The organism is Actinomycetota bacterium, assembly GCA_028698215.1.
Lineage (GTDB): Bacteria > Actinomycetota > Humimicrobiia > Humimicrobiales > Humimicrobiaceae > Halolacustris.
In genome coordinates this window covers 1-22495 of sequence record JAQVDY010000002.1, presented here as the reverse complement: position 1 = coordinate 22495, position 22495 = coordinate 1, and the positions used below count along the sequence as shown (strand labels likewise).

24 protein-coding genes and 1 riboswitch are annotated in these 22495 nt (G+C 41.8%); of the genes, 5 read left to right on the top strand and 19 right to left on the bottom strand.

Annotated elements, in window-relative coordinates:
- Nucleotides 1-42: 42 nt before the first annotated feature.
- The 13 genes from PHN32_01010 to hrcA all read right to left on the bottom strand — a co-directional run bounded on the left by PHN32_01010 (nt 43) and on the right by hrcA (nt 11769).
- Nucleotides 43-342, bottom strand: a complete 300-nt coding sequence (locus PHN32_01010; protein ID MDD3776175.1) for a J domain-containing protein — start codon at nt 340-342, stop codon at nt 43-45.
- Nucleotides 343-402: 60 nt separating this feature from the next.
- Nucleotides 403-921 carry a flavodoxin family protein gene (locus PHN32_01005; protein ID MDD3776174.1) on the bottom strand — a complete coding sequence of 173 codons (519 nt, stop codon included), beginning with the start codon at nt 919-921 and terminating at the stop codon, nt 403-405.
- 13 nt (nt 922-934) lie between these two features.
- The gene (gene recO / locus PHN32_01000) at nt 935-1720 is read right to left on the bottom strand and encodes a DNA repair protein RecO (protein ID MDD3776173.1); all 786 of its coding nucleotides are present in this window, start codon (nt 1718-1720) and stop codon (nt 935-937) included.
- Nucleotides 1721-1722: 2 nt separating this feature from the next.
- Nucleotides 1723-2433 (bottom strand): deoxyribose-phosphate aldolase, encoded by a 711-nt coding sequence (gene deoC, locus PHN32_00995; protein MDD3776172.1) that lies wholly within the window; start codon nt 2431-2433, stop codon nt 1723-1725.
- A 19-nt stretch (nt 2434-2452) separates the two neighbouring features.
- A complete protein-coding gene (era, locus tag PHN32_00990; GenBank protein ID MDD3776171.1) occupies nt 2453-3352 on the bottom strand; it encodes a GTPase Era in 900 nt (299 codons plus the stop codon).
- 80 nt (nt 3353-3432) lie between these two features.
- Nucleotides 3433-3924 carry an rRNA maturation RNase YbeY gene (gene ybeY / locus PHN32_00985; protein MDD3776170.1) on the bottom strand — a complete coding sequence of 164 codons (492 nt, stop codon included), beginning with the start codon at nt 3922-3924 and terminating at the stop codon, nt 3433-3435.
- Nucleotides 3921-6092, bottom strand: a complete 2172-nt coding sequence (locus PHN32_00980; protein MDD3776169.1) for an HDIG domain-containing protein — start codon at nt 6090-6092, stop codon at nt 3921-3923. Before PHN32_00980 ends, ybeY begins: the two co-directional genes overlap by 4 nt.
- The gene (locus PHN32_00975) at nt 6073-7074 is read right to left on the bottom strand and encodes a PhoH family protein (protein ID MDD3776168.1); all 1002 of its coding nucleotides are present in this window, start codon (nt 7072-7074) and stop codon (nt 6073-6075) included. The genes PHN32_00980 and PHN32_00975 overlap by 20 nt, the downstream gene beginning before the upstream one ends.
- A gap of 56 nt (nt 7075-7130) precedes the next feature.
- Nucleotides 7131-7472 carry a histidine triad nucleotide-binding protein gene (locus PHN32_00970; protein MDD3776167.1) on the bottom strand — a complete coding sequence of 114 codons (342 nt, stop codon included), beginning with the start codon at nt 7470-7472 and terminating at the stop codon, nt 7131-7133.
- A gap of 72 nt (nt 7473-7544) precedes the next feature.
- Complete coding sequence (gene mtaB / locus PHN32_00965) at nt 7545-8813, bottom strand: tRNA (N(6)-L-threonylcarbamoyladenosine(37)-C(2))-methylthiotransferase MtaB (GenBank protein ID MDD3776166.1); 1269 nt, start codon at nt 8811-8813, stop codon at nt 7545-7547.
- Entirely contained in the window at nt 8806-9522 is a 717-nt protein-coding gene (locus PHN32_00960) for a 16S rRNA (uracil(1498)-N(3))-methyltransferase (protein ID MDD3776165.1), read from the bottom strand. Before PHN32_00960 ends, mtaB begins: the two co-directional genes overlap by 8 nt.
- A gap of 11 nt (nt 9523-9533) precedes the next feature.
- On the bottom strand, nt 9534-10661 hold the full coding sequence (dnaJ, locus tag PHN32_00955) for a molecular chaperone DnaJ (protein MDD3776164.1): 1128 nt from the start codon (nt 10659-10661) through the stop codon (nt 9534-9536).
- A 70-nt stretch (nt 10662-10731) separates the two neighbouring features.
- Nucleotides 10732-11769 (bottom strand): heat-inducible transcriptional repressor HrcA, encoded by a 1038-nt coding sequence (gene hrcA / locus PHN32_00950; protein ID MDD3776163.1) that lies wholly within the window; start codon nt 11767-11769, stop codon nt 10732-10734.
- Between the two features lie 99 nt (nt 11770-11868).
- A riboswitch (TPP riboswitch) is annotated at nt 11869-11970 on the top strand.
- 44 nt (nt 11971-12014) lie between these two features.
- Here hrcA and PHN32_00945 point away from each other — a divergent pair.
- The 5 genes from PHN32_00945 to PHN32_00925 are packed head-to-tail and all read left to right on the top strand — an operon-like array spanning nt 12015 to nt 15523.
- Nucleotides 12015-12677: a thiamine diphosphokinase gene (locus PHN32_00945; GenBank protein ID MDD3776162.1), complete on the top strand. Its 663-nt coding sequence runs from the start codon at nt 12015-12017 to the stop codon at nt 12675-12677.
- A 1-nt stretch (nt 12678) separates the two neighbouring features.
- Nucleotides 12679-13464 (top strand): ABC transporter permease, encoded by a 786-nt coding sequence (locus PHN32_00940; GenBank protein ID MDD3776161.1) that lies wholly within the window; start codon nt 12679-12681, stop codon nt 13462-13464.
- A gap of 24 nt (nt 13465-13488) precedes the next feature.
- Nucleotides 13489-14490, top strand: coding sequence for an ABC transporter substrate-binding protein (locus PHN32_00935; GenBank protein ID MDD3776160.1), 1002 nt, complete (start codon nt 13489-13491; stop codon nt 14488-14490).
- On the top strand, nt 14490-15239 hold the full coding sequence (locus PHN32_00930) for an ABC transporter ATP-binding protein (protein MDD3776159.1): 750 nt from the start codon (nt 14490-14492) through the stop codon (nt 15237-15239). Before PHN32_00935 ends, PHN32_00930 begins: the two co-directional genes overlap by 1 nt.
- Nucleotides 15240-15250: 11 nt before the next feature.
- The gene (locus PHN32_00925; protein MDD3776158.1) at nt 15251-15523 is read left to right on the top strand and encodes a hypothetical protein; all 273 of its coding nucleotides are present in this window, start codon (nt 15251-15253) and stop codon (nt 15521-15523) included.
- A gap of 15 nt (nt 15524-15538) precedes the next feature.
- On the opposite strand, the gene PHN32_00920 is transcribed toward PHN32_00925, so the two are convergent.
- The 6 genes from PHN32_00920 to plsY form a co-directional block, all read right to left on the bottom strand.
- Entirely contained in the window at nt 15539-17677 is a 2139-nt protein-coding gene (locus PHN32_00920) for a UvrD-helicase domain-containing protein (GenBank protein ID MDD3776157.1), read from the bottom strand.
- Between the two features lie 10 nt (nt 17678-17687).
- Nucleotides 17688-18470 (bottom strand): 3-deoxy-7-phosphoheptulonate synthase, encoded by a 783-nt coding sequence (gene aroF, locus PHN32_00915; GenBank protein ID MDD3776156.1) that lies wholly within the window; start codon nt 18468-18470, stop codon nt 17688-17690.
- A gap of 72 nt (nt 18471-18542) precedes the next feature.
- Entirely contained in the window at nt 18543-18824 is a 282-nt protein-coding gene (locus PHN32_00910) for a chorismate mutase (protein ID MDD3776155.1), read from the bottom strand.
- Between the two features lie 24 nt (nt 18825-18848).
- Nucleotides 18849-20399 carry a glutamine-hydrolyzing GMP synthase gene (guaA, locus tag PHN32_00905; GenBank protein MDD3776154.1) on the bottom strand — a complete coding sequence of 517 codons (1551 nt, stop codon included), beginning with the start codon at nt 20397-20399 and terminating at the stop codon, nt 18849-18851.
- A 4-nt stretch (nt 20400-20403) separates the two neighbouring features.
- The gene (locus PHN32_00900) at nt 20404-21564 is read right to left on the bottom strand and encodes a GuaB3 family IMP dehydrogenase-related protein (protein ID MDD3776153.1); all 1161 of its coding nucleotides are present in this window, start codon (nt 21562-21564) and stop codon (nt 20404-20406) included.
- Nucleotides 21565-22212, bottom strand: coding sequence for a glycerol-3-phosphate 1-O-acyltransferase PlsY (plsY, locus tag PHN32_00895; protein ID MDD3776152.1), 648 nt, complete (start codon nt 22210-22212; stop codon nt 21565-21567).
- Between the last annotated feature and the right edge of the window lie 283 nt (nt 22213-22495).

The window sequence follows — 22495 nt, the reverse complement described above, 5'->3', positions numbered from 1 at the left end:
CTATAGGTAGAAACGTCAATTATGAATTACAGCCGGCCCAGCTTAAAACCAAGTACTGTAGAATCTTTCCTGATGATACTTTTCGTATTCTGCTTCTTCAATATCCTTAACCCTTTCCCTGGTAAAAGATATTGGATACTTATAGCTGTAGTCCATTAATAGGCGGTAAGAGAAGCTGATTTGCTTAAATTTTTCTTCCCCTTTTGACCCAGCCCTGTCAGGGTGATGCTTAAGAGAAAGCTTGCGGTATGCATTCTTTATTTCCTGGATAGAACTTATTTGTTTTAAACCCAAAGTTTTCCTAGCCATATCTATATCCTCAAATTGGATTAAATCTTGCATATTGTCTCCATCCAATAATTTCTCATAATGCCTTTATAATAATGAACATAAACCCATAATTCAAGTAAGCTTTCTTGCCAGCTTGCCAACTTCTGCTACTGCTTCCTTATCTTTAAGCACTGTCCCGGGACCAAAGCCAAAGCCCAGGATACCCGGTAAGACCTTTAGCTGGAGCCTAAGTAAATATTCCTGTAGCTCCAGGACAACCGGGCCTATTTTTCTTCTTCCAGTAATAATATATGTACCCAGCTTGCCCTCCATTTGTCCTTTCCTTAAATACCAGCTTCTCTCCATAAATATCCTAAGCCTGGAAGCAGGCCCTCCCATATAGGAAGGGGTCGATAATATTATTAAGTCAGCTTTTTCCATTTTCCCATAAATTTCCTGCATATCATCTTTAATAACACATTTATTTTTCTGTTCACAATAGTGGCAGCCATTGCAGGGATTTAGATCCAAGCCTTTCAAGAACAATTCTTCACTATCATATTTGGAATCTATCTGTTTTAAAACCAACCTTAACAGCCCAGCACTATTTCCATTCTTATGGGGAGAGCCTATTATAGCCAGTGCTTTCATTTTAAATATTCCTTTATATCCCAATCTTTTTTAAGTATTTGAAACTTTCTAAGTCACAGCCTGTATGATAGATAATATAGTTTTCTAAAAATTTATATACTTTTTTTAAGGCGGAAGCATCTATTTCAATATCCCTTATGTCTTCAATTTTTAGTTTAAACACACTTACTAAAAACCTAAAGCTTTTGGCCTCCAACAAAGTTCCCCCTTCACCGTCAGAGAGACATTGGCTGCAGACAACCCCTCCCAGCCTGTAAGACAAAGTTACCCTCCGGTTATGCCCGCTATTAAAGTCATTTTCCAGTTTGGTGTTACAGCGGCAGCATGAATCAAGCAAGGGGCTGTATCCGGCAAGCAACAGAAATTTCCCGATAAAAAAACACATAATCTTTTTTAAAGAAACCATGTCATCGACAGAAACTGAGTTAATCTCTCTAAAGCTTAAATAAATAAGCTTGAACAGGTCGGGGTTAGGTTCACTTATACCAGACTGGGTTTTTAATATAATTTTGGCTATAAGCTGGCAAAAAACAAAGCGGCTGAAATCGCTGGATATGTTCTTAAAGCTCTCAATAATTTCTGCCTGAGATAATATATCCAAAGATTTGCCGCCATACATCTCCAGGTCTATAAGGTTAAATAGCTCCAGCCTTCCCCCAAACCTGCTTCTTGATTTTCTGGCCCCCTTGGCCACGGCACTTATTAAGCCGGATGCTTGCGAATACATTTTTACTATCTTGTCATATTCACCCAGCTTATAAGTTCTTAAAATCAAAGCTTTAGCTTTATAGGAAGACATTTTTATTTATCAAAAAAACTGGAATACTCCTCCATTATAGTTATGCCGCTACTGGTACCCAGCCTGGTAGCCCCTGCATCAATTAAGGCTTGGGCATCGGCAAAAGTCCTTATGCCTCCAGAAGCCTTCACTCCAATATTCCTGGTTACCACTTCCCTGATAAGCCTTATGTCGTCCAGCTCAACTCCCCTTACGCCAAAGCCGGTAGAAGTCTCAATAAAGTCCGCCCCTGCTTCTTCTATAATTTTGCAGACCCTCTTTACTTCCTCTTTGGTCAGTACTCCAGTCTCTATAATAAATTTAATATTAATATGCTTATTATATTCAGCCATCTGTTCCCGTCTTATCACACTTACTATAAGGCTTATTTCCCTTTCAATATAATCGTAATTACCGCCTTTAAGAGCCCCTAGATTTATAACCACATCCAGCTCATCTGCACCTTTCCTGACATTATCCCTGGCTTCAAAAACCTTGCTTTCTATGGTATTGGCCCCCATGGGAAAGCCGACTACCGAGCATACCTTTACATCTGTACCTGAAAGCAGATTCTTGGCAGTAACTACAAAAGAGGGGCTGATAGTTACTGCAGCAAAATGCTGTTTTTTTGCCTCCCGGCAAAGCTGCTCAATATTTTTAATAGTACTTATCGGCCTAAGTAAAGTCTGGTCAATAGTTTTGGCAAGTTGTTCTTTGGTTAACGTTTTAATCACCCTACCCTATATATAATAATTAATAATATCCAAGCTTATTTAAAATTGCTTCATCCTTGGTCCAATTCTGCTCCACCTTTACCCATAGCTGTAAGAAAACCTTTTTTTTCCATAACTTTTCAAGTTCCTTTCGGGCTTGTTCTCCCACTTTCTTTAACCTGCTTCCTGCCTTGCCTATCACAATGGCTTTCTGTGATTTCTTTTCTACAAAAATATCTGCATATACATTAATTATGGTCTCACCAGACTTAGTGGTACTGTCTTCTATGGAGCTTACGGTAACCGTAATGCTGTGGGGCAGTTCCTGCAGTAGGTAGGAAGCAAGCTTTTCCCTGATTATATCTGCAACCAGCTTATCCTGAGGCTGATCGGTAACCATATCCAAGTTAAAATACTGGGGACCTGGGGGAAGGTTTTCTTCAATGGCTGCCAGGCATTTGTCCAGATTGTATCCTGATTTGGCTGAAATAGCTATAATTTCCTTAAAATATTGGAGATGCTCTACTTTTTTTTGTTCCTGTATTAACTGGTCTTTTTCAGTTATATCTATTTTATTTAACAGCAATATTTTGGGTTGCGGCTTTTCCCTTATTTTTTCAAACACATATAGGTCTCCCCCACCTATACCCTCCGATACGTCCACCATCACCAGCAGCAGGTCGGAATCATCCAATACTTTTTCTGCCAGCCGGTTAAGCTTCTTCCCCAGCAGGTTCTGGGGTTTAAAAAAACCAGGGCAATCTACAAATATAATTTGCGAAGATTTACTGTTATAGATGCAGTTTACCCTATCCCTGGTAGTTTGTGACCTACTGGTACTGATAGTAACCTTCTGTCCCAGGGCTTGATTTATAAAAGTAGACTTACCTACATTAGTTCTCCCTGCTAAACCTACAAATCCAGATTTAAATTGTTTCATAACCTTTTTTAAGCAAAAAAATATACCTATGCTAAATTTTACAATATTTGTCAAACCTTTTCTATGGACATAAAAAACCGTTATAGATTCAAAGCTTTGGCTGTGTCTTGCAGTATAGCTTCCTGCAAATCAAACATTACCGTTTTATCTTTTTGATTTTCATGATCGTAACCATAGATATGCAGAAAACCATGCACTATTAACAGGCATATTTCTAAATTAAGATTCCAATTACCTCTTTGGCTGGAAGCATTATCCTGAGCCACTAAAGGACAGATAATTATTTCTCCCATGGTATAGAAGCCATGCATTTCTTTTTCCTGCTCAATCTCCTGCTTTATATCTTCCCGGTCTTTTTCAAATAGGTATGAAAAGGAAATCACATCCGTAGCAGCATCCTTCTGCCGATATTGGTTATTTATTTGCCTGATCTCTTCTTTGGAAACCAATATGAGGTTTACCTCATATTTTTTATCCTTATCAAAATGGCAGGAGACAAAAGAAGCCACTTTCTTTATCAAACCGAGATTCAGCTTTATCTCGTCCTGCCTGTTTATTAAATTTACTTTCATTTTCTAACTTCCGTCACTTCCTTGGCAGGCTCAGGGTAGGTGATACGGGAATGGTGAATGGATATTAAACCGTCTATAAGGCTGTTTTTTACAATTTCTATTTCCCTTAAAGTTATATTAGCCTCAGACAACTGGCCATCGGCTATCTTATCCTCCACTATATCGCTAACCATCTGCTCAATCTTTTTAGGAGTCATCTTATCAATTGACCTTACTGCTGCTTCTGTAGAATCGGCCAGCATCAGTATTGCTGCTTCTTTACTCTGAGGCTTTTTGGAAGGATACCTGAAATGCCCTTTAAGGCTGCTGGACTCGCCATTGGTATACCTAAAAGACTCCATACCTTTCTGTTTTTCATAAAAATAGGTAATTAAAGAATTTCCATGATGCTGGGATATTATCTGGATTACTTTTTTAGGAATCTTATTTTTAATGGCTACTTCAATCCCATCCTTAATATGATTGGCAATTATATTTCTGCTCATGGAAGGATTCAGCCTGTCGTGCACGTTTTCAATGTCTGCCTGGTTTTCATAGAAGTATTCCGGCCTCTTCATTTTTCCTAAATCGTGGTAAAGGGCTGCCACTTTTACCAAAAGAGCATCTGCCCCTATGGCTTTAGCTGCATTTTCAGCCAGGTGCCCTACCAGCAGGCTGTGGTTATAGGTACCGGGAGCAGTTATCAGCAGTTCTTTTAACAGGGGCTGATCGGTATGTGACAGCTCCAGCAATCCCATAGCGGTAACTATATTGAAAGTAGACTCTATAAACGGGAGCAGCCCTATGGCCAATATGGCACATATTATACCATTAAGGATCCCCAGCATAGTATAAAGGGCTATGCTTTGTACTTCCCCTCCGATTAGGTTTATGGCCAGAAACAGAAATCCCAATACCAGCGAACTAATAAAGCCGGCCCGCATTACAGTGGAACGCTGGGATATATTGGATACCAGATATGTTGAAAAAATAGCACCCATGATATAGGCTATGGCTAGGTTAAAATCAAAATCTGTAGCAATACCTAAAAAGACCCCCATAGAAATAGTCAGTATTATGGCCATTCTGGAATCAAAAATTATAGTACATAGCATGGAAGCAGCAATCACAGGAAACAGGTAATTCCACAGAGGCAGGTGAATGGAAGCCAACACGGTCAATACCTTAATAATGCCGGTAAATATTATAAGTATGAGAGCCAGCAATACCAGCTTTTTAGTATTATGGTATACATTTTTATTAAAATGCCGTATGTAAAACCCGAACAAAAACAATACAGTAAAGGTGATAAACATAGTATAAAAAAAACGGCTCCAGTTAAATTCCCTTTCCAGCAAGCCCAGCCTCTGCAAAATCTCAATATCGTCATTATTTACTATTTCGCCTTCATATACAATGGTCTGGCCTTCCAGGATACTGATCATGGTAGGAGGGGTATTTAACCTGGCATCTTCTTTGGCAGCCTGAGTGGCTTCCGGATCAAACACAGCTGTCGGCTGTAGATTCTGTTGAAGTACACTGATAATCAAGGTTTGATAGCTATTGGCTATCTGTTCATCCTCCCTTACCAAATCAGCAACCTGCTGTTTAGCGGCATCGATCTGATTTGGTTTGATAGCCTGGCCCATAACCTCTCTTGCTATCTCCTGAGCTTTTTCACTCAGCAGCTCCCGATCCTCCACGCTTAAATTCAAGGCAGCAGTTATGACTGATTCAGTATAGGAATTGCCTAAAAGGTTAGTAAGGTAATCTACTTTTTCTTCAAAAATTTTAGTATCATCCTTCTGAACAATACCGGTCAGATTGAAGAAATATTTTATTTGATACAGTGTACCTTGCTCTCCGTTTAAGGCATTGGCATCATAGACATATACATCTTCGGCAGCTGCTTCATTACGCATCCGGTTTTCTTCTGTTTGAGCCTCATCTTCAAATTCCAAATTTTTGGTAGCCTTAATGGTACGGGGGGCGGGTCTCCCCAGCTCAATTTCTATATTCGGAGTAAAATTATAGGATAGCATAGCTACAATAGCTGCCAAAGACAGCACAAAAATATATACTTTTTTAGCCCAAGGACTCAAGAACCATCTCGTCTTGGGGCCATCGCCATTTTCAGCTTTTATGATTTCCTGGGTCCGGGTTTTTAATTTATTGTTCTTGGCTATCATCTATTTTATCTATCTTTTGTTCTGTTTCTTTACTATCTTCATAGGATTTATAGGCATCTACTATTTTTTGTACCAGCTTATGCCTGATAACATCCTTGGAGGTAAGATATACAAACTCTATACCTTCAATTTCTTTTAAAATATCTTTAACCAGCACCAGGCCTGATTCTTTTTCCCGGGGAAGGTCTATTTGGGTTATATCTCCGGTTATAACTACTTTAGAGCCAAAGCCCAGCCTGGTTAGAAACATCTTCATCTGCTCTGGAGAAGCATTCTGGGCTTCATCCAGTATTATAAAGGAATCATTTAAGGTCCTGCCCCTCATATAGGCTAGGGGGACTACTTCGATAATGCCCATATCCATATACTGCTGGAATATTTCTACATCCAGCATCTCGTATAAGGCATCATACAAAGGCTTAAGGTAGGGACTAACCTTGTCATATATATCTCCGGGAAGATACCCTAATTTTTCTCCTGCTTCCACTACCGGCTTAACTAAAATTATTCTACCTATTTCATTCTGGCATAATGCATTTACAGCCATAGCCAGGGCCAGATAAGTTTTACCGGTTCCGGCAGGGCCTATTCCAAATACTATGGTATTATTTTTTATGGATTGCACATAACGCAGCTGCCCCTGGGTCCTGGGTTTTATCTTTTTGCCGCCATTTATAACTATTTGGCTGGCAAAAATATCAGCTGATTTTAAACCCTGTTTGTTTTCAGCCAGCTCTATTGGACCATCCAATTTGTGCTGGTTTATGCTTTGGCCCAGGTTTATTTGTAGCACCAAGTCCTGTAGAAGCCTGGCTACTTTTTCCACATTATTCTTTTTTCCGGATACTTCAACTACATTTCCCAGAACAAAAATATCCACATTGTATTCTTCTTCAATCTGCCTTATAACTTGATCTTTGTGGCCCAGCAGCTCTGCTATGGAATGATTTTTATTAAAATCAAGATGAATTTTTTGTGTAATTGGAGACAAAAAAATCCCTCCCCTTTATTATATGCTACCTGTTATAGCACCATTTTTTAACCAGGAGGCCAGCTAAATTGTCTTTTGCCCAAGATGTGAAAATGCAAATGGTCTACACTTTGACCTGCTCCCCTGCCTGTATTGGTAACCACCCTGAATCCGTCTTTTTCCAGGTTATAGTCTTTGGCAACCTTGGCTATGACCTCCATTATTTCCCCCAATACCTCCAGGGGAAGGTTCCCCGCTTCCATAATAGAATCCACATGCTGCTTAGGTATTGCCAACAGGTGCACAGGCGCCTGAGGATTTATATCTTTAAACACCATTACATTTTCTGTCTCTAAAACTATTTCACTATCTATTTCTTTATTTGCTATTCTGCAAAAAAGACAATCCATTATTGCCCTCCTGCCAAACCAATTTTTATCAAATGAAAAATTATACACTATTGCTGGTTAATTACAAGTTAACTACAAACCAAGATTGCTATCTATTGTACCCCATATGCCGTTTCTATGCATCTTTTCCCCTGTTACCCTATAGATTTTACCTTTAAAAGCTTCTCTTTTTAACTCAAAAAATACCTGAATATAGTTCTCGGACATTCCACATACATAATGGGGAAAGCATTTTTCTAACACCACTTCCAGGGTTTGCCCCAGCTGTTTTTCAATATATTGGGCCCTTAATTTTCGGCCCAGCCCTGAAGCCAGCTGGCTACGGTACTTCTTGGTCCCTTCATCCACTTGCTGCTTTAGAAAACTGGCTTTGGTGTTAGCCCTCTTAGAATATTTAAAGACATGCAGTTTAGCAAAGCCGGCCTGCCGTACAGCAGCCATGGTATGCTCAAAATCTAAATCATCTTCTCCCGGAAAACCTACCATTATATCTGTAGTTACCGCTATATTGGGTATTTTTTCCTGGATAAAGGTTAACTTTTCTAAAAAATATTCACAGCTATAGGGCCGGTTCATTAAGCGCAAAACCTTATTGCTTCCGCTTTGAAGGGGAAGGTGTAAATGCCTGCATATCCGGTTACCAATACCTGCCATAAGTTCAATTAAGTCGGGGCTAACTTCTCCAATTTCCATGGAGCTTATTCTCACTCTTTTTATGCCAGTATGAGATAATATATCCTCCAATAAGCTGCCCAATCCGTATCCACCTGTTAAATCCACCCCGTACTTTCCGATATGGATCCCGGTAAGCACTACCTCTTCAAACCCCTGGCCGGCTACTTTATTGATATGGTCAATTATCTCCGCAGAAGGCCTGCTGTAGTAAGGCCCCCTAACTATAGGTACTATACAATAACTACAAAATTGCCGGCACCCATCCTGTACTTTGATTAAAGGCCGGCTGTGTATGGGAGGTTCATGAACCGGGTGGGCATGGATGTTTTTTGTATTCTGGACTATAAAATTAACCGCTTTCAATTTGTCCTGGTTTCCCGCTGTAAAATCTGCACCCATGCCTATAGCCTTCTCCCGGTTTAGTACAGGGTAACAGCCTATAACAGCTAGCTTGGACCCTGGATTGGTTTTTTTTATCTTTCTTATGGCCTGCCTGACTTTCTTATCACTGTGCGCAGTTACAGTACAGGTATTTAGGATACACCATTGTGGTGATTCATTTAGCTCTACCCTATGGTAGCCAGCTTCAGCCAGCATGGCCATTATCAAATCAGATTCGGCCTGGTTAACCTTACAGCCCAGTGTATGTATATAATAACTATGCATTATCCTTTAAAGTGTAATCTATAACCGAAAGCAAGTACCAAGCTGCTGTCTCGGCCCTTAGAATATTTTTTCCAAAACTTATTACCGATGCGCCTTTTTGCTTAAGCATTTCCACTTCCCTGGCTTCAAACCCTCCTTCAGGCCCTACCAATAAACCTAAACTTTCCAGTCCTAACCCTTTTTCCAGCGTAAACCTTAAATCAGATTCTTCATAGGGCAATAGGAACAAGCCGTGGTCTTTAGGGTTTATCTTATCAATAGTTAAAGGGGGCCTTACTTCAGTCATATAATCCCTTTTGCTCTGCATGCTGGCCTGGCGGGCAATTTTCTGCCATCTTTCAGTTTTAACCTTGCCTATACCTGCTACTACCCTTTGGCTATATACCGGCACTATGATATCAGCCCCTATCTCACATGCTTTCTGCAGCAGTAGCTCCATAGCATTTTTCTTAAGTATACATTGGTAGAGCACTATTAAAGGGAACCTTTTACCTACAGCCTTACGGGAATCTATGGATAGGACAATCTGCTTTTCTTCTACCGCAGCAACTTTTGCCTGGTAGCGGCAGCCACTGTCATCCGAAAACATAACCTTGTCCTGAGGGCTGGCCCTCAGTACTTTTTTCAGGTGAAAAAAATCATCCCCTTTCAGCAGAGCCTGGTCCTTGTTTATGTGCTGGGGATCTATGAAAAAATAGGGATAACTCATTTAAATGCCGTTTACCTTTTAAATGCTTTTTTTAGATTGGAGAAAAAGTCACTACTGTCTCCTACCTCTTCTCCCCTGCCTTCTGCATATTTAGCCAATAACTCTGCTTCCTGCCCCGAAAGGCGGGTGGGTATGCTGACCTTTATGGTAACAATATGGTCAGCCCTCCTGTACCCGTTAAGGGGCACAAAACCTTGGGCTTTAAGTATCTTTTTGGTTTCAGGCTGGGTCCCCGGCTTAATATTTATTTCCTCTTCGCCATCCAGGGTTTCAACCACTACCTTACAACCCAGAGCTGCCTGGGCAAAAGATATTTCCACCTCCGATATAACATTATCCCCTTCCCTTTTTAATGATGGATGGGGTTCTATTTCCACCGAGACGTACAAATCACCATTTAGTCCGCTTATGCCAGCAGAATTACCTCTACCCGCTACCCTGAGCCTGTCCCCGTTATGGATACCAGCAGGAATATCTACCTTTAATTTCTTTTTTTGCTGATAATAGCCGCTTCCCTGGCATTTAGGACAGGGATCGGTTATTACCTTACCGCTTCCTTCACAGTTTCTGCAAGTGGAAGAAGTAACTATGCTGCCTAAAAAAGTCTGCCTCTGGATTCTTACCTGCCCTGTGCCCCTGCACTGGGAGCAGGTTTTTATACCTTCTTCACTTTGGCTGCCCTTGCCTCCACAATCCTGGCAAATGTCATCTACAAAAAATTCAACTTCCTTTTTAGCCCCAAAAGCAGCTTCTTTAAAACTTAATTTAATTCCAGCTTCTACATCAGATCCCCGGCTTCTGGACCTTCTCTGGGAGGAAAACCCTCCACCAAAGCCGGATCCGAAGAACGCATTAAAAATATCCCCAAAATTAAACTCTTCAAAAACACTGCTGAAATCTGCTTCATTAAATAAATTGCGGCTAAAACCAAACTGGTCATACTGCATTCTTTTATCATCATTGCTTAACACCGCATAAGCTTCTGATATCTCCTTGAATTTTTCTTCAGCATCCCCATCACCGTTATTTACGTCCGGATGGTATTTGTGGGCCAGTTTCCGGTAGGCTTTCTTTAATTCTTCTTTGCTGCACTGCCTGGAAACACCCAGTACTTCATAATAGTCCCTTTTTTGCGCCAATTCTTACCTCACCTCAACATTAATATACTCAAAGTTAGAAATAATAACTTATTTGGATATATTTTTCCAATCAGGTCCTGGAAGCAAAGATTTCATTTAAATTAACCTTAAACAGGTTAATTACATTTATGACCTTACAGTAATCCATTCTCTTGGGGCCCAGAATACCTATAGCTCCCGAAGGCTGGTTATGGATTTTGTATTTAGATGCTACCAGGCTTAGCTCATCAGTCTCCTGGTCAAATACCTCGGATCCGATCTTTATGATAAATTCATTCTCTTTAGACGTATCCAGTAAAACCTGCATCAGCATATATTCATTTTCTATTACCCTCAATACTTTCCTGATTTTAGCCAAATCTATAAATTCCGGCTGATTAAGCACATCTGAAGTTCCGTGTACAAAAATCCGGTTATACTGTATGCCTTCACTAGCGTAATCACGGATTAGGTCCATAACCCTTTTAGCCAGCAGCACCAGGTGGGATTCACTTTCCGGCAGCTTCAAGCCCGTAGAATAAATCTCCGAAATATACTTATCCTTAAACTGCAAGTTGAGAGAGTTAACCAATGCCTGCAGGTCCAGGTTGGAATAAGAACCCTCCCCACTAAAGTTTCTTTTGTAAACATGGCCATTATCCGTAATAAGCACCATTAAATAATTATTGCCTTCCAGCTTCAGCAGCTCTATATGCCTTAGCTTGCTCTGGCTAATAGCCGGAGCTACTACCATGGATAAATAGCTGGTTATCCGGGCCAGGTTCTCTGAAGATTTCTTCAATATGGTATCCAGCTCCATATCCCGGCTCAAACCCAGGTCCAGATTGGCCAGGCTGCTGTCCGGGACCAGCTCAGCGGAACCTGTCTGTAAAAAATTATCCACATAATAGCGGTATCCTTCATCGGTTGGCACCCTGCCTGCAGAGGTATGGGGATGAGTCAAATACCCCATTTCTTCCAGTTCGGACATCTCCCTTCTTATGGTAGCCGTACTTAAATTTAGTTCCGGGCTGGAAGCCACACTTTTGGAAGATACTGGTTCTGCATCCCTTATAAACCTAAGCACCACCTGCTTTATAATTTCTTTTTTTCTTTCGGTCAACTTCATAAACTTTTAATCACCCCATTTGACTTTTTACCGGTTGGTGGTAATCTATAATCAGTAAAACTGTTATTATTATAATGAAAATTCTTTGAAAATTGAATATTCAAGCGCTGGGGGAGCCAGAAGGCTGAGAGGGCATGTTTATGCCGACCCCAACCACCTGACCTAGATAATGCTAGCGTAGGGAAGTGTAGCTAATATTAGTATGCCAACCTATGTCAGGTTGGCTTTTTTTTTGAAAGGAAACTATGGATAATAAGCAAAAAAACATTATTGTGGCCAATGGCCATATAGGAGATTTGGAACAGATAAGGCAAAACATATTTAAATTGGGGTTCAGCGAACCTGACCTGGTCATTAGTGCTGACGGGGGCGCGGACCATACCTTAAGGCTGGGGTTAACTCCCCATTTAGTTATTGGAGATATGGACAGCATTAACTTGCAGACCAAAATCAGCCTGCAAAAAAAGGGGGTAAAGTTTATTCAACAACCTGCCCATAAAGATTATACCGACACTTACCTGGCGGTAAAGGAAGCAGTAAGGGCAGGAGCAGGACAAACCATAATATTGGGGGCTACAGGAGGAAGAATTGACCACAGCCTGGCCAATATAATGTTATTGGCTGATCCCTTGCTGCAGGAAATAGACATAAGGATAATAACCGAGAAACAGGAAATATTTACTGTTTTTAAAAAAGCTACCCTAGAGGGAAACAGGGGTATGGAGATTAGCCTGTTTTCGTTAACCCCCTATACGGTGGTTAACCACACCAAAGGGCTAAAATATCGGCTGAAAAATGAAAGGCTTCTGTTTTCTCCGGTAAGAGGAGTAAGCAATGAATTTACCGGACCTTGTGCCCAGATAGAAATAGGGGAAGGCAAGCTGCTCATAGTAAAGGAGCTGCAGTAATATGGAAAGGAAGCTGGCTAGAAACAAAATCAGCAGATATTATCCGGTACTTTTGATTTTGGCCATAATTGCTATATGGGAACTGCTGGCCAGGCTAAATGCCTTTCCTGCTTATATTCTGCCTTCCCCCAGCAGTATTGCAGCAAGCTTAATTTTAGGCTTCAGGGATATGCAATTCGATATAGTGGTCACCCTTTATGAAGCCTTTACTGGCTTTATTATAGCTATAGTCCTCTCATTTTTAATCTCAATACTGATGGATGCCCTGCAGGGTTTCAGTAAAACTGTCTACCCCCTGCTAATAATTTCCCAGACCATACCCCTGATAGTGGTGGCTCCCCTATTTATAATCTGGTTTGGTTATGGCTATACCCCCAAGCTTATCATAGTTGTACTTATATGTTTTTTTCCCATAACCATAAGCCTGATCCAATCCCTGGCAGCAGTGGACCAGGATCTTGTAGACCTGTTAAGGTCCATGGGTTCTAGCCGGCGCCAGATATACAGGTATGTAAAACTGCCCGGCTCTATGTCAGGGTTTTTCTCGGGACTGAAGATTGCAGCTACCTACAGTATTATGGGGGCTACTATTGGAGAATGGGTGGGAGGCAAGGCAGGACTTGGTGTGTATATGATAAGGGCCAAGCAATCTTTTGCTACCGACAGGGTGTTTGCAGCCATACTGGTTATAACTGTTCTTAGCATACTGCTGTTAAAACTTATAGAATTGGTGGAAAAAAAGACTATGCCCTGGTCTAGCCAAAAAGATTTGGAATATATTAAGTGAAAGTTAATCGGTGAAAGGACTGTCATGAATAGAATAAAAAAATTACTTATTTTTTTAATAGCTTCAATATTATTTTTAACCTTTATATCTATTTCCTGCGCTGCTTCTTCCGCTGCGCAGTTAAATAATATTACGGTAATACTGGACTGGGTGCCCAATACCAACCACACCGGCCTATATGTGGCCAGGGATAAGGGTTTCTATAAAGATATGGGGCTGGAAGTTGAAATAATACAGCCTGCAGAGGGCGGCAGTGCAGAGCTTATCGCAGCCAATAAAGGGGATTTTGGCATAAGCTATCAAGAACAGGTGACTTATGCCCGAACTGCAGACCAGCCATTACCCATAGTGGCGGTAGCGGCTATAATCCAGCAAAATACCTCAGGTTTTGCTTCCCCTGCCGAAAGGAATATAGATACCCCTGCGGATTTTGAAGGCAAAAGGTACGGCGGCTGGGGTTCCCCTATGGAAGAAGCCATGCTCAAAGGCTTGATGGATAAATACGGAGCAGACTATTCCCAGCTGGAAATGGTTAATATTGGTGCTGCCGATTTTTTTGCCAGCGTGCAGAGAGATATAGATTTTGCCTGGATATATTATGGATGGGACGGAATAAGGGCAGAGCTTATGGGTTTTCCATTAGATTTTATGCTGCTTCAGGATTTGGATCCCCAGCTGAATTTCTATACACCGGTAATTATCGCCTCCAAAAATACCATAGAAGAAAATCCCCAGCTGGTAGAAAATTTTCTTCAAGCTACCCAGGAAGGCTACCAGTTCTGTATTGAGCAGCCTGATGATGCAGCCCGGATTCTGTTAAAGGAAAACCCGGAGCTGGATAGTGATATGATAATAGCCAGCCAGCAATACCTTTCCACTCATTACATAAGTCATAGCCAAGGATGGGGCTATATGAAAGAAGAAATTTGGGAAGGATTCAGCAGCTGGATGTATGAAAAGGGTCTTATCAGTAAACCCCTCGATTTTAACCAAGCTTACACCAATGAATTTTTACCGGAGCCATAATGATCAATAAAAATGACAAGATACTGGAAGTAATAGACATAAAAAAAAGCTATCCAGGGCTAAACACCCTGGAAAATATAAACCTGGAATTGTACCGGCGCCAATTTGTGTCAATATTGGGACCCAGCGGATGCGGAAAAAGCACCCTGTTTAATATTATTTCTGGCCTGGAGAAACCAGACCAGGGGAAAGTAATAATTGACAGCGAGTTATATAACGGCAAGACCGGAAGGGTAAGCTACATGCACCAGAAGGACCTGCTCCTCCCCTGGAACAATATATTGGATAATGTATGCCTGCCCCTTTATATAAAGGGTGAAACCAAAAAAAGTGCACACCGGAAAGCAGCCGGATATATTCCTGAGTTCGGGCTACAAGGTTTTGAGCAAAATTACCCTTCCCAGCTCTCAGGAGGTATGAGGCAGAGGGCTGCTTTACTAAGAACCTATCTTTTTGCCCAGGATATCATGCTCTTAGATGAGCCCTTTGCCAGCTTGGATGCCATAACACGTAGGAAGATGCAGGCCTGGCTCTTAAGGCTTTTTGACAAGCTGGATGCATCCATACTGTTTATAACCCATGATATAGATGAAGCCCTGTTCCTTTCCGATAGGATATATTTGCTCAGCCAAAGGCCTGCATTAGTAAATAAGGTATTCGATATAAATATTGCCAGGCCCCGGGACATCAACATACTTACCTCTCCAGAATTCAACCAAGTAAAGGAAGAAATATTAAAACTACTATAAGGAGCAAGCTTATGATAGCCGTACAAATAAGCCTTTACCCGGTAAGGCAGCAAAATATAGATGAAGCATTAGATGCCTTTTGGGCCAGCCTGGGTAGACAAATGGTAAAATATAAGATTAATCCTTTAAGCACAGTTGCCTGGTCACAAGATGAAGACCAGCTTTACCAGTCTATCTTTAAAGCATACCAGGCAGCCAGGAAACACGGTAATGCAGTTATGGTAACTACTCTCACTACGGGAACAGAAAAAGAGGTATCGGAACTGCTCAAATTCCTATCTTAACCTTGAGCTAATTCCTTAACCGTGAACCTTCTTTATAGGGGCATAGCTTCCCAGCAAGTGCTTTAGTCCCACGCTATCGAACTCAATATCCAGTTCTATATCCTGGGGCAGCTCTTTAACCTTTAATACCCGGCCTTTTCCCCATAGTTTATGCTCTACCATTTCTCCTGCTCCTATTTCCGGGATTTCCCTGGAAGCCAGACCGGGTAACGGAATTTTTTTAGGGCTTTCATCTTCCAGCAATTGCGGGGGTATTTCCTTTAAAAACCTGGAAATGGTACTAAACCTGGTATCTCCGTAAATGCTGTGGCTTTTAGCGGAAGTTAAAAACAGCTTCTCCTGGGCCCTGGTCATTCCCACATAGCAAAGCCTTCTTTCCTCCTCCAGCTGATCCAGGCTGGCCATACTCCTGGAGTGAGGGAAAATACCTTCTTCCATCCCAATAATAAATACCACCGGAAACTCCAGGCCTTTGGCATTATGCAGGGTCATAAGCACCATGGCATCAGAATCCTGGTCATAATTGTCAATATCAGTTAGCAGGGAAATCTCTTCCAGGAAAGATACCAGCTTGCTAAAGCCTTCCTGAGTAGCCCTGGCTTCAAATTCCAGGGTTACCGTAAGCAGCTCCCTTAGATTTTCTATGCGGTTCATAGCATCTATGGTCTGCTCTGATTTTAATTCTTTCATATACCCGGTATCTGTCCATATTTTTTCCAGTAAGCTTCCCAGGCTCCCCTCCTGGATAAATTCCCTTAAGCCAGCCATAAATGATATAAAGTCGGAGATCCTTTTCTTTACCCCTTCAGACAGCTCACCTACTTCGTCACTGCGGTAAAAAGCTTCACAAAAGGTAATACGGTTTCTTTGGGAATATTTTTCTATGGTATCCAGGGTTTTCTTACCAATTTTACGTGAAGGGACATTTACTATCCTGGTCAAGCTGATAACATCGGAAGGATTGGCTATAAGCTTGAAATAAGCCAACATATCCTTTATCTCTTTACGGTCATAAAACCTTACCCCGCCAAAAATCTTATAGGGGATATTCTGTTTGATAAGCTGTTCTTCCACCGCCCTGGACTGGGCATTAGTGCGGTAAAAGACGGCAAAATCCCGGTAGTTTTTACCTGATTCATGGTACTGGTTAATCTTTTGCAGTATAAAAGCTACTTCCTTCTTTTCATCTTCAGCCCTATAACTGGATATTAGCTCACCCTTGGGATTCTGGGTCCATAGCTTTTTCTCTTTCCGGCTCTCATTATTTTTGATAAGTTGATAAGCCGCATCCAGTATGTTCTGAGTGGAACGGTAGTTTTGTTCCAGTTTAATTACCTTGGTATGGGAAAATTGACGGTCAAAATCAATAATATTCCTTATATCGGCTCCCCTCCAGCTATAAATACTCTGGTCATCGTCTCCTACCACGCAAATCCGGTGGTGGCTTTCCGAGAGAAGCATTATTATCTCATTTTGGGCCTGGTTGGTATCTTGAAACTCGTCTACCAGTATGTATTTAAATTTTTCCTGGTATTTTTTCTTAACCTCTGGAAAGAGTTTTAATATATCCACCATGTACATTAAAAGATCATCAAAATCCAGGGCATTGGCTTTATACAGCTGATCCTGGTAGGCAGTATAAATTTTAGCTGCTTGTTTTTCAAAATAATCTGCAGCCTGTTCAGAAAAAGTCTCGAAATCAATTAAACGGTTCTTGGCATCGCTGATAACCGCAGCTATAGCCCTGGGCGAGAAACTCTTTATATCCAGGTTGGCATCTTTTATGCACCTGGCTACCAGCTTTATGCTGTCATCCTGGTCATATATCACATAATTGGAAGAGATGCCCAGCTTGGATATTTCGGAACGCAATACCCTGGCACAAAAAGAATGAAAAGTGCTGACCCACATGGATTCGCCTATCCTGCCCACTAAACCAATTACCCTTTTTTTCATTTCCCGGGCTGCCTTATTGGTAAAGGTTATGGCCAATACATTAAATGGATCCACTTTCAGGTGTTTTACCAGATATGCAATCCTATAAGTAAGGACCCTGGTCTTTCCGCTGCCAGCCCCGGCAATCACCAGCAAAGGCCCTTCTGTATTCTTAACTGCTTGAACCTGCTGGGGGTTAAGGTATTTTTCTAACTCCAATTCTGTTCAGCTACCTTATCTTTTTATTGAATATCTCTGCTATTTTCTTTACTTGGCGAAGCATTTCATTCAGCTCACGGGGGGTAAGGGCCTGTTGTCCGTCGCAAAGGGCTTTAGCCGGATCATTGTGGGATTCTACTATCAGTCCATCAGCACCCACTGCCACTGCCGCCCTGCTCATGGGTATCACTAAATCGCTTTGCCCTACTGCGTGACTGGGATCTACAATGATAGGTAACTTGCTTAGTTTTTTTATAACCGGTATAGCCGAAAGGTCTAGGGTAAACCTGGTATCTGTTTCAAAAGTCCTGATACCCCTTTCGCACAAAACCACTTCACAGTTACCCTGCTGGGTTATATATTCTACTGCCAGCAGCCATTCCTTTATGGTAGAAGCCCAACCCCTTTTTAGGATGACCGGCATATTTTTTTGATTTGCCACTTTACCTACTTTTTTTAACAGGGCAAAGTTAGACATGTTTCTGGTTCCTATTTGCAGTACATCCACATACTCAGCTACATCTTCCACCTTGGCCGCATCGGTAACTTCCGTAACTACTTTTAATCCAAACGCATCTGCTGCTTTTCGTAAATACTGCAAACCCTTCAGCTCCAAGCCCTGAAAACTATAGGGAGAAGTCCGGGGCTTATAGGCACCGCCCCTCATAAAAGTAAGCCCTGTATCATGTACCACTTTGGCTATAGCATTAATCTGCTGCCAGCTTTCCACTGCGCATGGCCCTGCAATAACCGTAACAAAGTTTTTCTTAATAAGTTTTATGTTTTCTTCCATAACTGATATTAAATTAAAAAAATTAGGAAATTTTAATAATTATAGGCAAACTGAAGTATATTTCAACCTCAATTAGAGATTCTCGTCTTTTTCCAAAATCTGTACGTTTCTTAATATTGATTCAAAAATTTGTACAATATTATCATTATATAATGGACCCTTATTGTATTTGACTATATTGTTTATTAACTCTTCTTCCCTTTTTGCATCATATAAAGGCACGCCTTCTGCTTCCTTAAGCCTTTTAACTTCCAGCACCAGCTGGGCCCGCTGGTTGAGGTTGTCTACAATATTTTGGTCTATCTCATTTATTTTTTCCCGGTACTGATTTAATTTTTTATGAAATTCATCCATTTCTTAGCTCCTTAAAAATTAACATTATTCCCACTCTATGGTACTGGGTGGTTTGGAACTTATATCATATACTACTCTGTTAACTCCTTCAACCTCATTGATAATACGGCTGCTAATTCTTTCCAGAATATCATAAGGCAACCTTACCCAATCGGCAGTCATGGCATCATCACTGTTTACAGCTCTGATGGCTATGGGATAGGCATAAGTCCTCTCATCTCCCATTACCCCCACGCTTCTTATACAGGGCAGTATAGCAAAAGACTGCCATATTTTCTCATAAAGATCCGCCCTTTTTATTTCTTCCAATACAATGTTGTCTGCCTTTTGCAGAATGGAAATTCTTTCTGAGGTAATCTCTCCTATAATCCTAATGGCCAGGCCCGGGCCGGGAAAAGGCTGCCGCCATACTATGTCTTCCGGTAAGCCTAGCTCTACTCCCAGCCTTCTGACTTCATCTTTAAAAAGGTACCTTAAAGGCTCTATAAGCTTAAGCTGCATATCTGCAGGTAATCCCCCCACATTGTGATGGCTTTTTATTTTGGCTGCATCCCTGGTACCGCTTTCAATCACATCAGAATACAAAGTACCCTGTACCAAGTAATCAACCTCATCTATTTTTTTAGCTTCCTCTTCAAAAATCCTGATAAATTCATTACCTATTATCTTCCTTTTCTGCTCAGGTTCGGTTACCCCTTTCAATTTTTTAAGGAACCTGTCCCGGGCATCAATAGAAATAAGGTTCACCTTGAAATTTTCTTTAAAAGTTTTTTCCACCTGGCTGGCCTCCCCCATCCTGAGCAAGCCGTGATCTACAAAGATACAGGTTAGCTTGTCTCCTACCGCTTTATGCACCAGCAAAGCTGCTACGGATGAATCCACTCCACCGCTAAGTCCGCATATTACCCTGCCCTCCTGCACCTTTTCCTGTATCTGGGCTACCCTCTTCTCAATAATGGACACCATGGTCCAGTCGGGTTTACAATCACAAATATTAAACAGGAAATTATTCAATATATCCATTCCAGAGGGGGTATGCATAACTTCAGGGTGGAATTGTATTCCAAATATCCTATCCTGTTCATTGCCTATTCCGGCAATAGGAAGATTAGCTGTAGAGGCTATGACTTTGAATCCTTCCGGCAATATTTCCACGCTATCCTTGTGGCTCATCCAGCAGGTTTCTACCGGTTTTAAATCATCAAAAAGGGGAGAACTTATATCCAGGTTAATCTCTGTCTTGCCATATTCGTTTTTACCCCCAGCCGTAATCTTGCCCCCCAGCAGATAGGTTATTAACTGCATACCGAAGCATATGCCCAAAATAGGTATACCCAGGGATAAATATTTCCGGCTGACCTGGGGAAACTTACCAGAACTTAAGCTATAGGGCGAGCCGGAAAAAATCAGGCCTTTGGGCTTCCTAGCCACTACTTTCTCTAAGGGTGTATCATAGGCTATAAGCTCTGAATAAACCCTGAGCTCTCTTATCCTCCTGGTTATGAGTTGGCTGTATTGTCCGCCAAAATCTACTACCAGGACCGAATCCATGCCGCTTAATGTATTATTTTTCATAATCCTATAATCCCATTCCTACTTTTTGTTCCCTTTGATGCATTTTGCCTTCAGTCTTTATGGATGGCGCCACCATTACTTCCGCCCTTTGAAAATCCTTAATACTCTCATAGCCACAGGTAGCCATGGATGTCCTCAACGCCCCAAATAAATTAAGGGTTCCGTCATTTTCAAATGCAGGCCCTATCAAAATCTGGCGGAGGCTGCCCACTACATCAGTCTTGATCCTGGTTCCCCGGGGAAGCTCCGGATGAAAAGTGGCCATACCCCAGTGATAGCCTCTGCCTGGTGCTTCCTTAGCCCTGGAAAGAGGCGAGCCTATCATTACCAGGTCCGCTCCGCAGGCTATGGCTTTGGCTATATCGCCCCCGGTCCTCATTCCCCCGTCAGCAATAACTGCCACATAATTCCCTGTTTCCTCCAGATGCCGCATTCTAGCAGCAGCAGCATCAGCAATAGCAGTAGCCTGGGGAACTCCAATGCCAAGCACTTGCCTGGTAGTACAGGCTGCACCTGGCCCTACTCCCACCAGCACCCCTACTGCCCCGGTCCTCATTAAATGAAGGGCACTGGAATAGGAAGCACAGCCCCCTACAATAACCGGTATCTTGCATCTGGGTATAAACTCCTTTAAGTCCAGGGGATTTTTGGTCTGGCTCACATGCTCTGCACTTATTACTGTACCTTGTATTACCAATATGTCCAGGCCGGCATCTACTGCTACCTGGTAGTATCTTTCTACTTTTTGAGGGGTTAATGAGGCACAGGTTATTATATTTGCAGCCTTTAACTGTTTTATCCTTTTTACGATTAATTCTTCCTGGACAGGCTCTTTATAAATTTCCTGCATTTTACTGGTAGCTTCCTGGGGGGCAAAAGCAGCTATCCGCTGCAACTGCGCATCAGCATCTTCATACCTGGTTTGTATTCCCTCCAGGTTAAGCACGGCTAATCCCCCTATTTTTCCCATCTCTATAGCCATATCCACATCCACTACCCCATCCATGGCCGAAGCCAGGCAGGGTATTTGCAGGTCAAATCCTCCCAGGTTGGCAGTAATATCCACATCTTCAGGGTCCCTGGTTCTCCTGCTGGGCACAATGGCTACCTCATCAAAACCGTAAGACCTTCTGCCTGTTTTACCTTTGCCTATTTCAACTTCCATCTAAACCCCTTTTCTTTTAATTTTTTTCTCTTCTTTTCTTATCAGCCTACCAATATTACCCCTGTGGGCAATCAAGGCTAGAATAGCCCATACGGTGGCCGTTATTACTATGAATATGGGAAACCTAAAAAAATAAAATGATAGCGGCGTAGCCACGGTGGCTGCCAGGGAACAAACCGAAACTATCCTGAATATAGCAAAAAAAATAGCCGCAGCCAGCAATATGGTAAAAATGGGGCCAATCCTTAAATATACCGGCTGGCTGGTAAAAGGAAAAGCGCACATTCCTACAATAGCCCCAAAAGAGGTAGCTATACCCTTGCCTCCCTTAAACTTGAGATAAACAGGAAAGTCATGTCCCAATATAACGGCCACAGAAGCCAGGGAAGCCATCAGCAAATTACTGCCAAAAATAAGATAAGCAGCCATCATAGGTATAAAACCTTTAACCATATCCAGAATTATGGTGGTTATGCCTGCCCCTGCCCCCATGGTCCTGGCTATATTGGTCCCTCCTACATTGCCGCTGCCTTCGGTCCTGATGTCCGCACCTTTTTTTAATTTGTAAATTACATAAGCAGTAGGAAATGAACCAAAAAGATAGGTTAATATTACAAATAAGGTTTTATAAAAGAAATCTATGGCCACACCTGCTTGTCCCCATAATAAGTTAAAAAAATATTACTATAAGTTAATGATTTATTCAATTTATAACCAAGCATTAGGCCATAAAAAAAGCTGGCCGTTAAGACCAGCTTTTTTCTTTACTGTTTACATCATTGGCATTCCGCCCGGCATTCCGCCCGGCATTCCGCCCCCGCCCGGCATGGCCGGTGCCTTCTCAGGCTCTGGCTTTTCCGCTACCACTACCTCGGTGGTAAGCAGCAGGGCAGCAATGGATGCTGCGTTCTGCAGGGCTGAACGGGTTACC

Bases quoted from the DNA above. Each gene is read 5' to 3' on its own strand.
- PHN32_01010 (MDD3776175.1), bottom strand. From the start codon at position 342: ATGCAAGATTTAATCCAATTTGAGGATATAGATATGGCTAGGAAAACT.
- PHN32_01005 (MDD3776174.1), bottom strand. From the start codon at position 921: ATGAAAGCACTGGCTATAATAGGCTCTCCCCATAAGAATGGAAATAGT.
- recO (MDD3776173.1), bottom strand. From the start codon at position 1,720: ATGTCTTCCTATAAAGCTAAAGCTTTGATTTTAAGAACTTATAAGCTG.
- era (MDD3776171.1), bottom strand. From the start codon at position 3,352: ATGAAACAATTTAAATCTGGATTTGTAGGTTTAGCAGGGAGAACTAAT.
- ybeY (MDD3776170.1), bottom strand. From the start codon at position 3,924: ATGAAAGTAAATTTAATAAACAGGCAGGACGAGATAAAGCTGAATCTC.
- PHN32_00980 (MDD3776169.1), bottom strand. From the start codon at position 6,092: ATGATAGCCAAGAACAATAAATTAAAAACCCGGACCCAGGAAATCATA.
- PHN32_00970 (MDD3776167.1), bottom strand. From the start codon at position 7,472: ATGGATTGTCTTTTTTGCAGAATAGCAAATAAAGAAATAGATAGTGAA.
- mtaB (MDD3776166.1), bottom strand. From the start codon at position 8,813: ATGCATAGTTATTATATACATACACTGGGCTGTAAGGTTAACCAGGCC.
- PHN32_00960 (MDD3776165.1), bottom strand. From the start codon at position 9,522: ATGAGTTATCCCTATTTTTTCATAGATCCCCAGCACATAAACAAGGAC.
- hrcA (MDD3776163.1), bottom strand. From the start codon at position 11,769: ATGAAGTTGACCGAAAGAAAAAAAGAAATTATAAAGCAGGTGGTGCTT.
- PHN32_00945 (MDD3776162.1), top strand. From the start codon at position 12,015: ATGGATAATAAGCAAAAAAACATTATTGTGGCCAATGGCCATATAGGA.
- PHN32_00940 (MDD3776161.1), top strand. From the start codon at position 12,679: ATGGAAAGGAAGCTGGCTAGAAACAAAATCAGCAGATATTATCCGGTA.
- PHN32_00935 (MDD3776160.1), top strand. From the start codon at position 13,489: ATGAATAGAATAAAAAAATTACTTATTTTTTTAATAGCTTCAATATTA.
- PHN32_00930 (MDD3776159.1), top strand. From the start codon at position 14,490: ATGATCAATAAAAATGACAAGATACTGGAAGTAATAGACATAAAAAAA.
- PHN32_00925 (MDD3776158.1), top strand. From the start codon at position 15,251: ATGATAGCCGTACAAATAAGCCTTTACCCGGTAAGGCAGCAAAATATA.
- aroF (MDD3776156.1), bottom strand. From the start codon at position 18,470: ATGGAAGAAAACATAAAACTTATTAAGAAAAACTTTGTTACGGTTATT.
- PHN32_00910 (MDD3776155.1), bottom strand. From the start codon at position 18,824: ATGGATGAATTTCATAAAAAATTAAATCAGTACCGGGAAAAAATAAAT.
- guaA (MDD3776154.1), bottom strand. From the start codon at position 20,399: ATGAAAAATAATACATTAAGCGGCATGGATTCGGTCCTGGTAGTAGAT.
- PHN32_00900 (MDD3776153.1), bottom strand. From the start codon at position 21,564: ATGGAAGTTGAAATAGGCAAAGGTAAAACAGGCAGAAGGTCTTACGGT.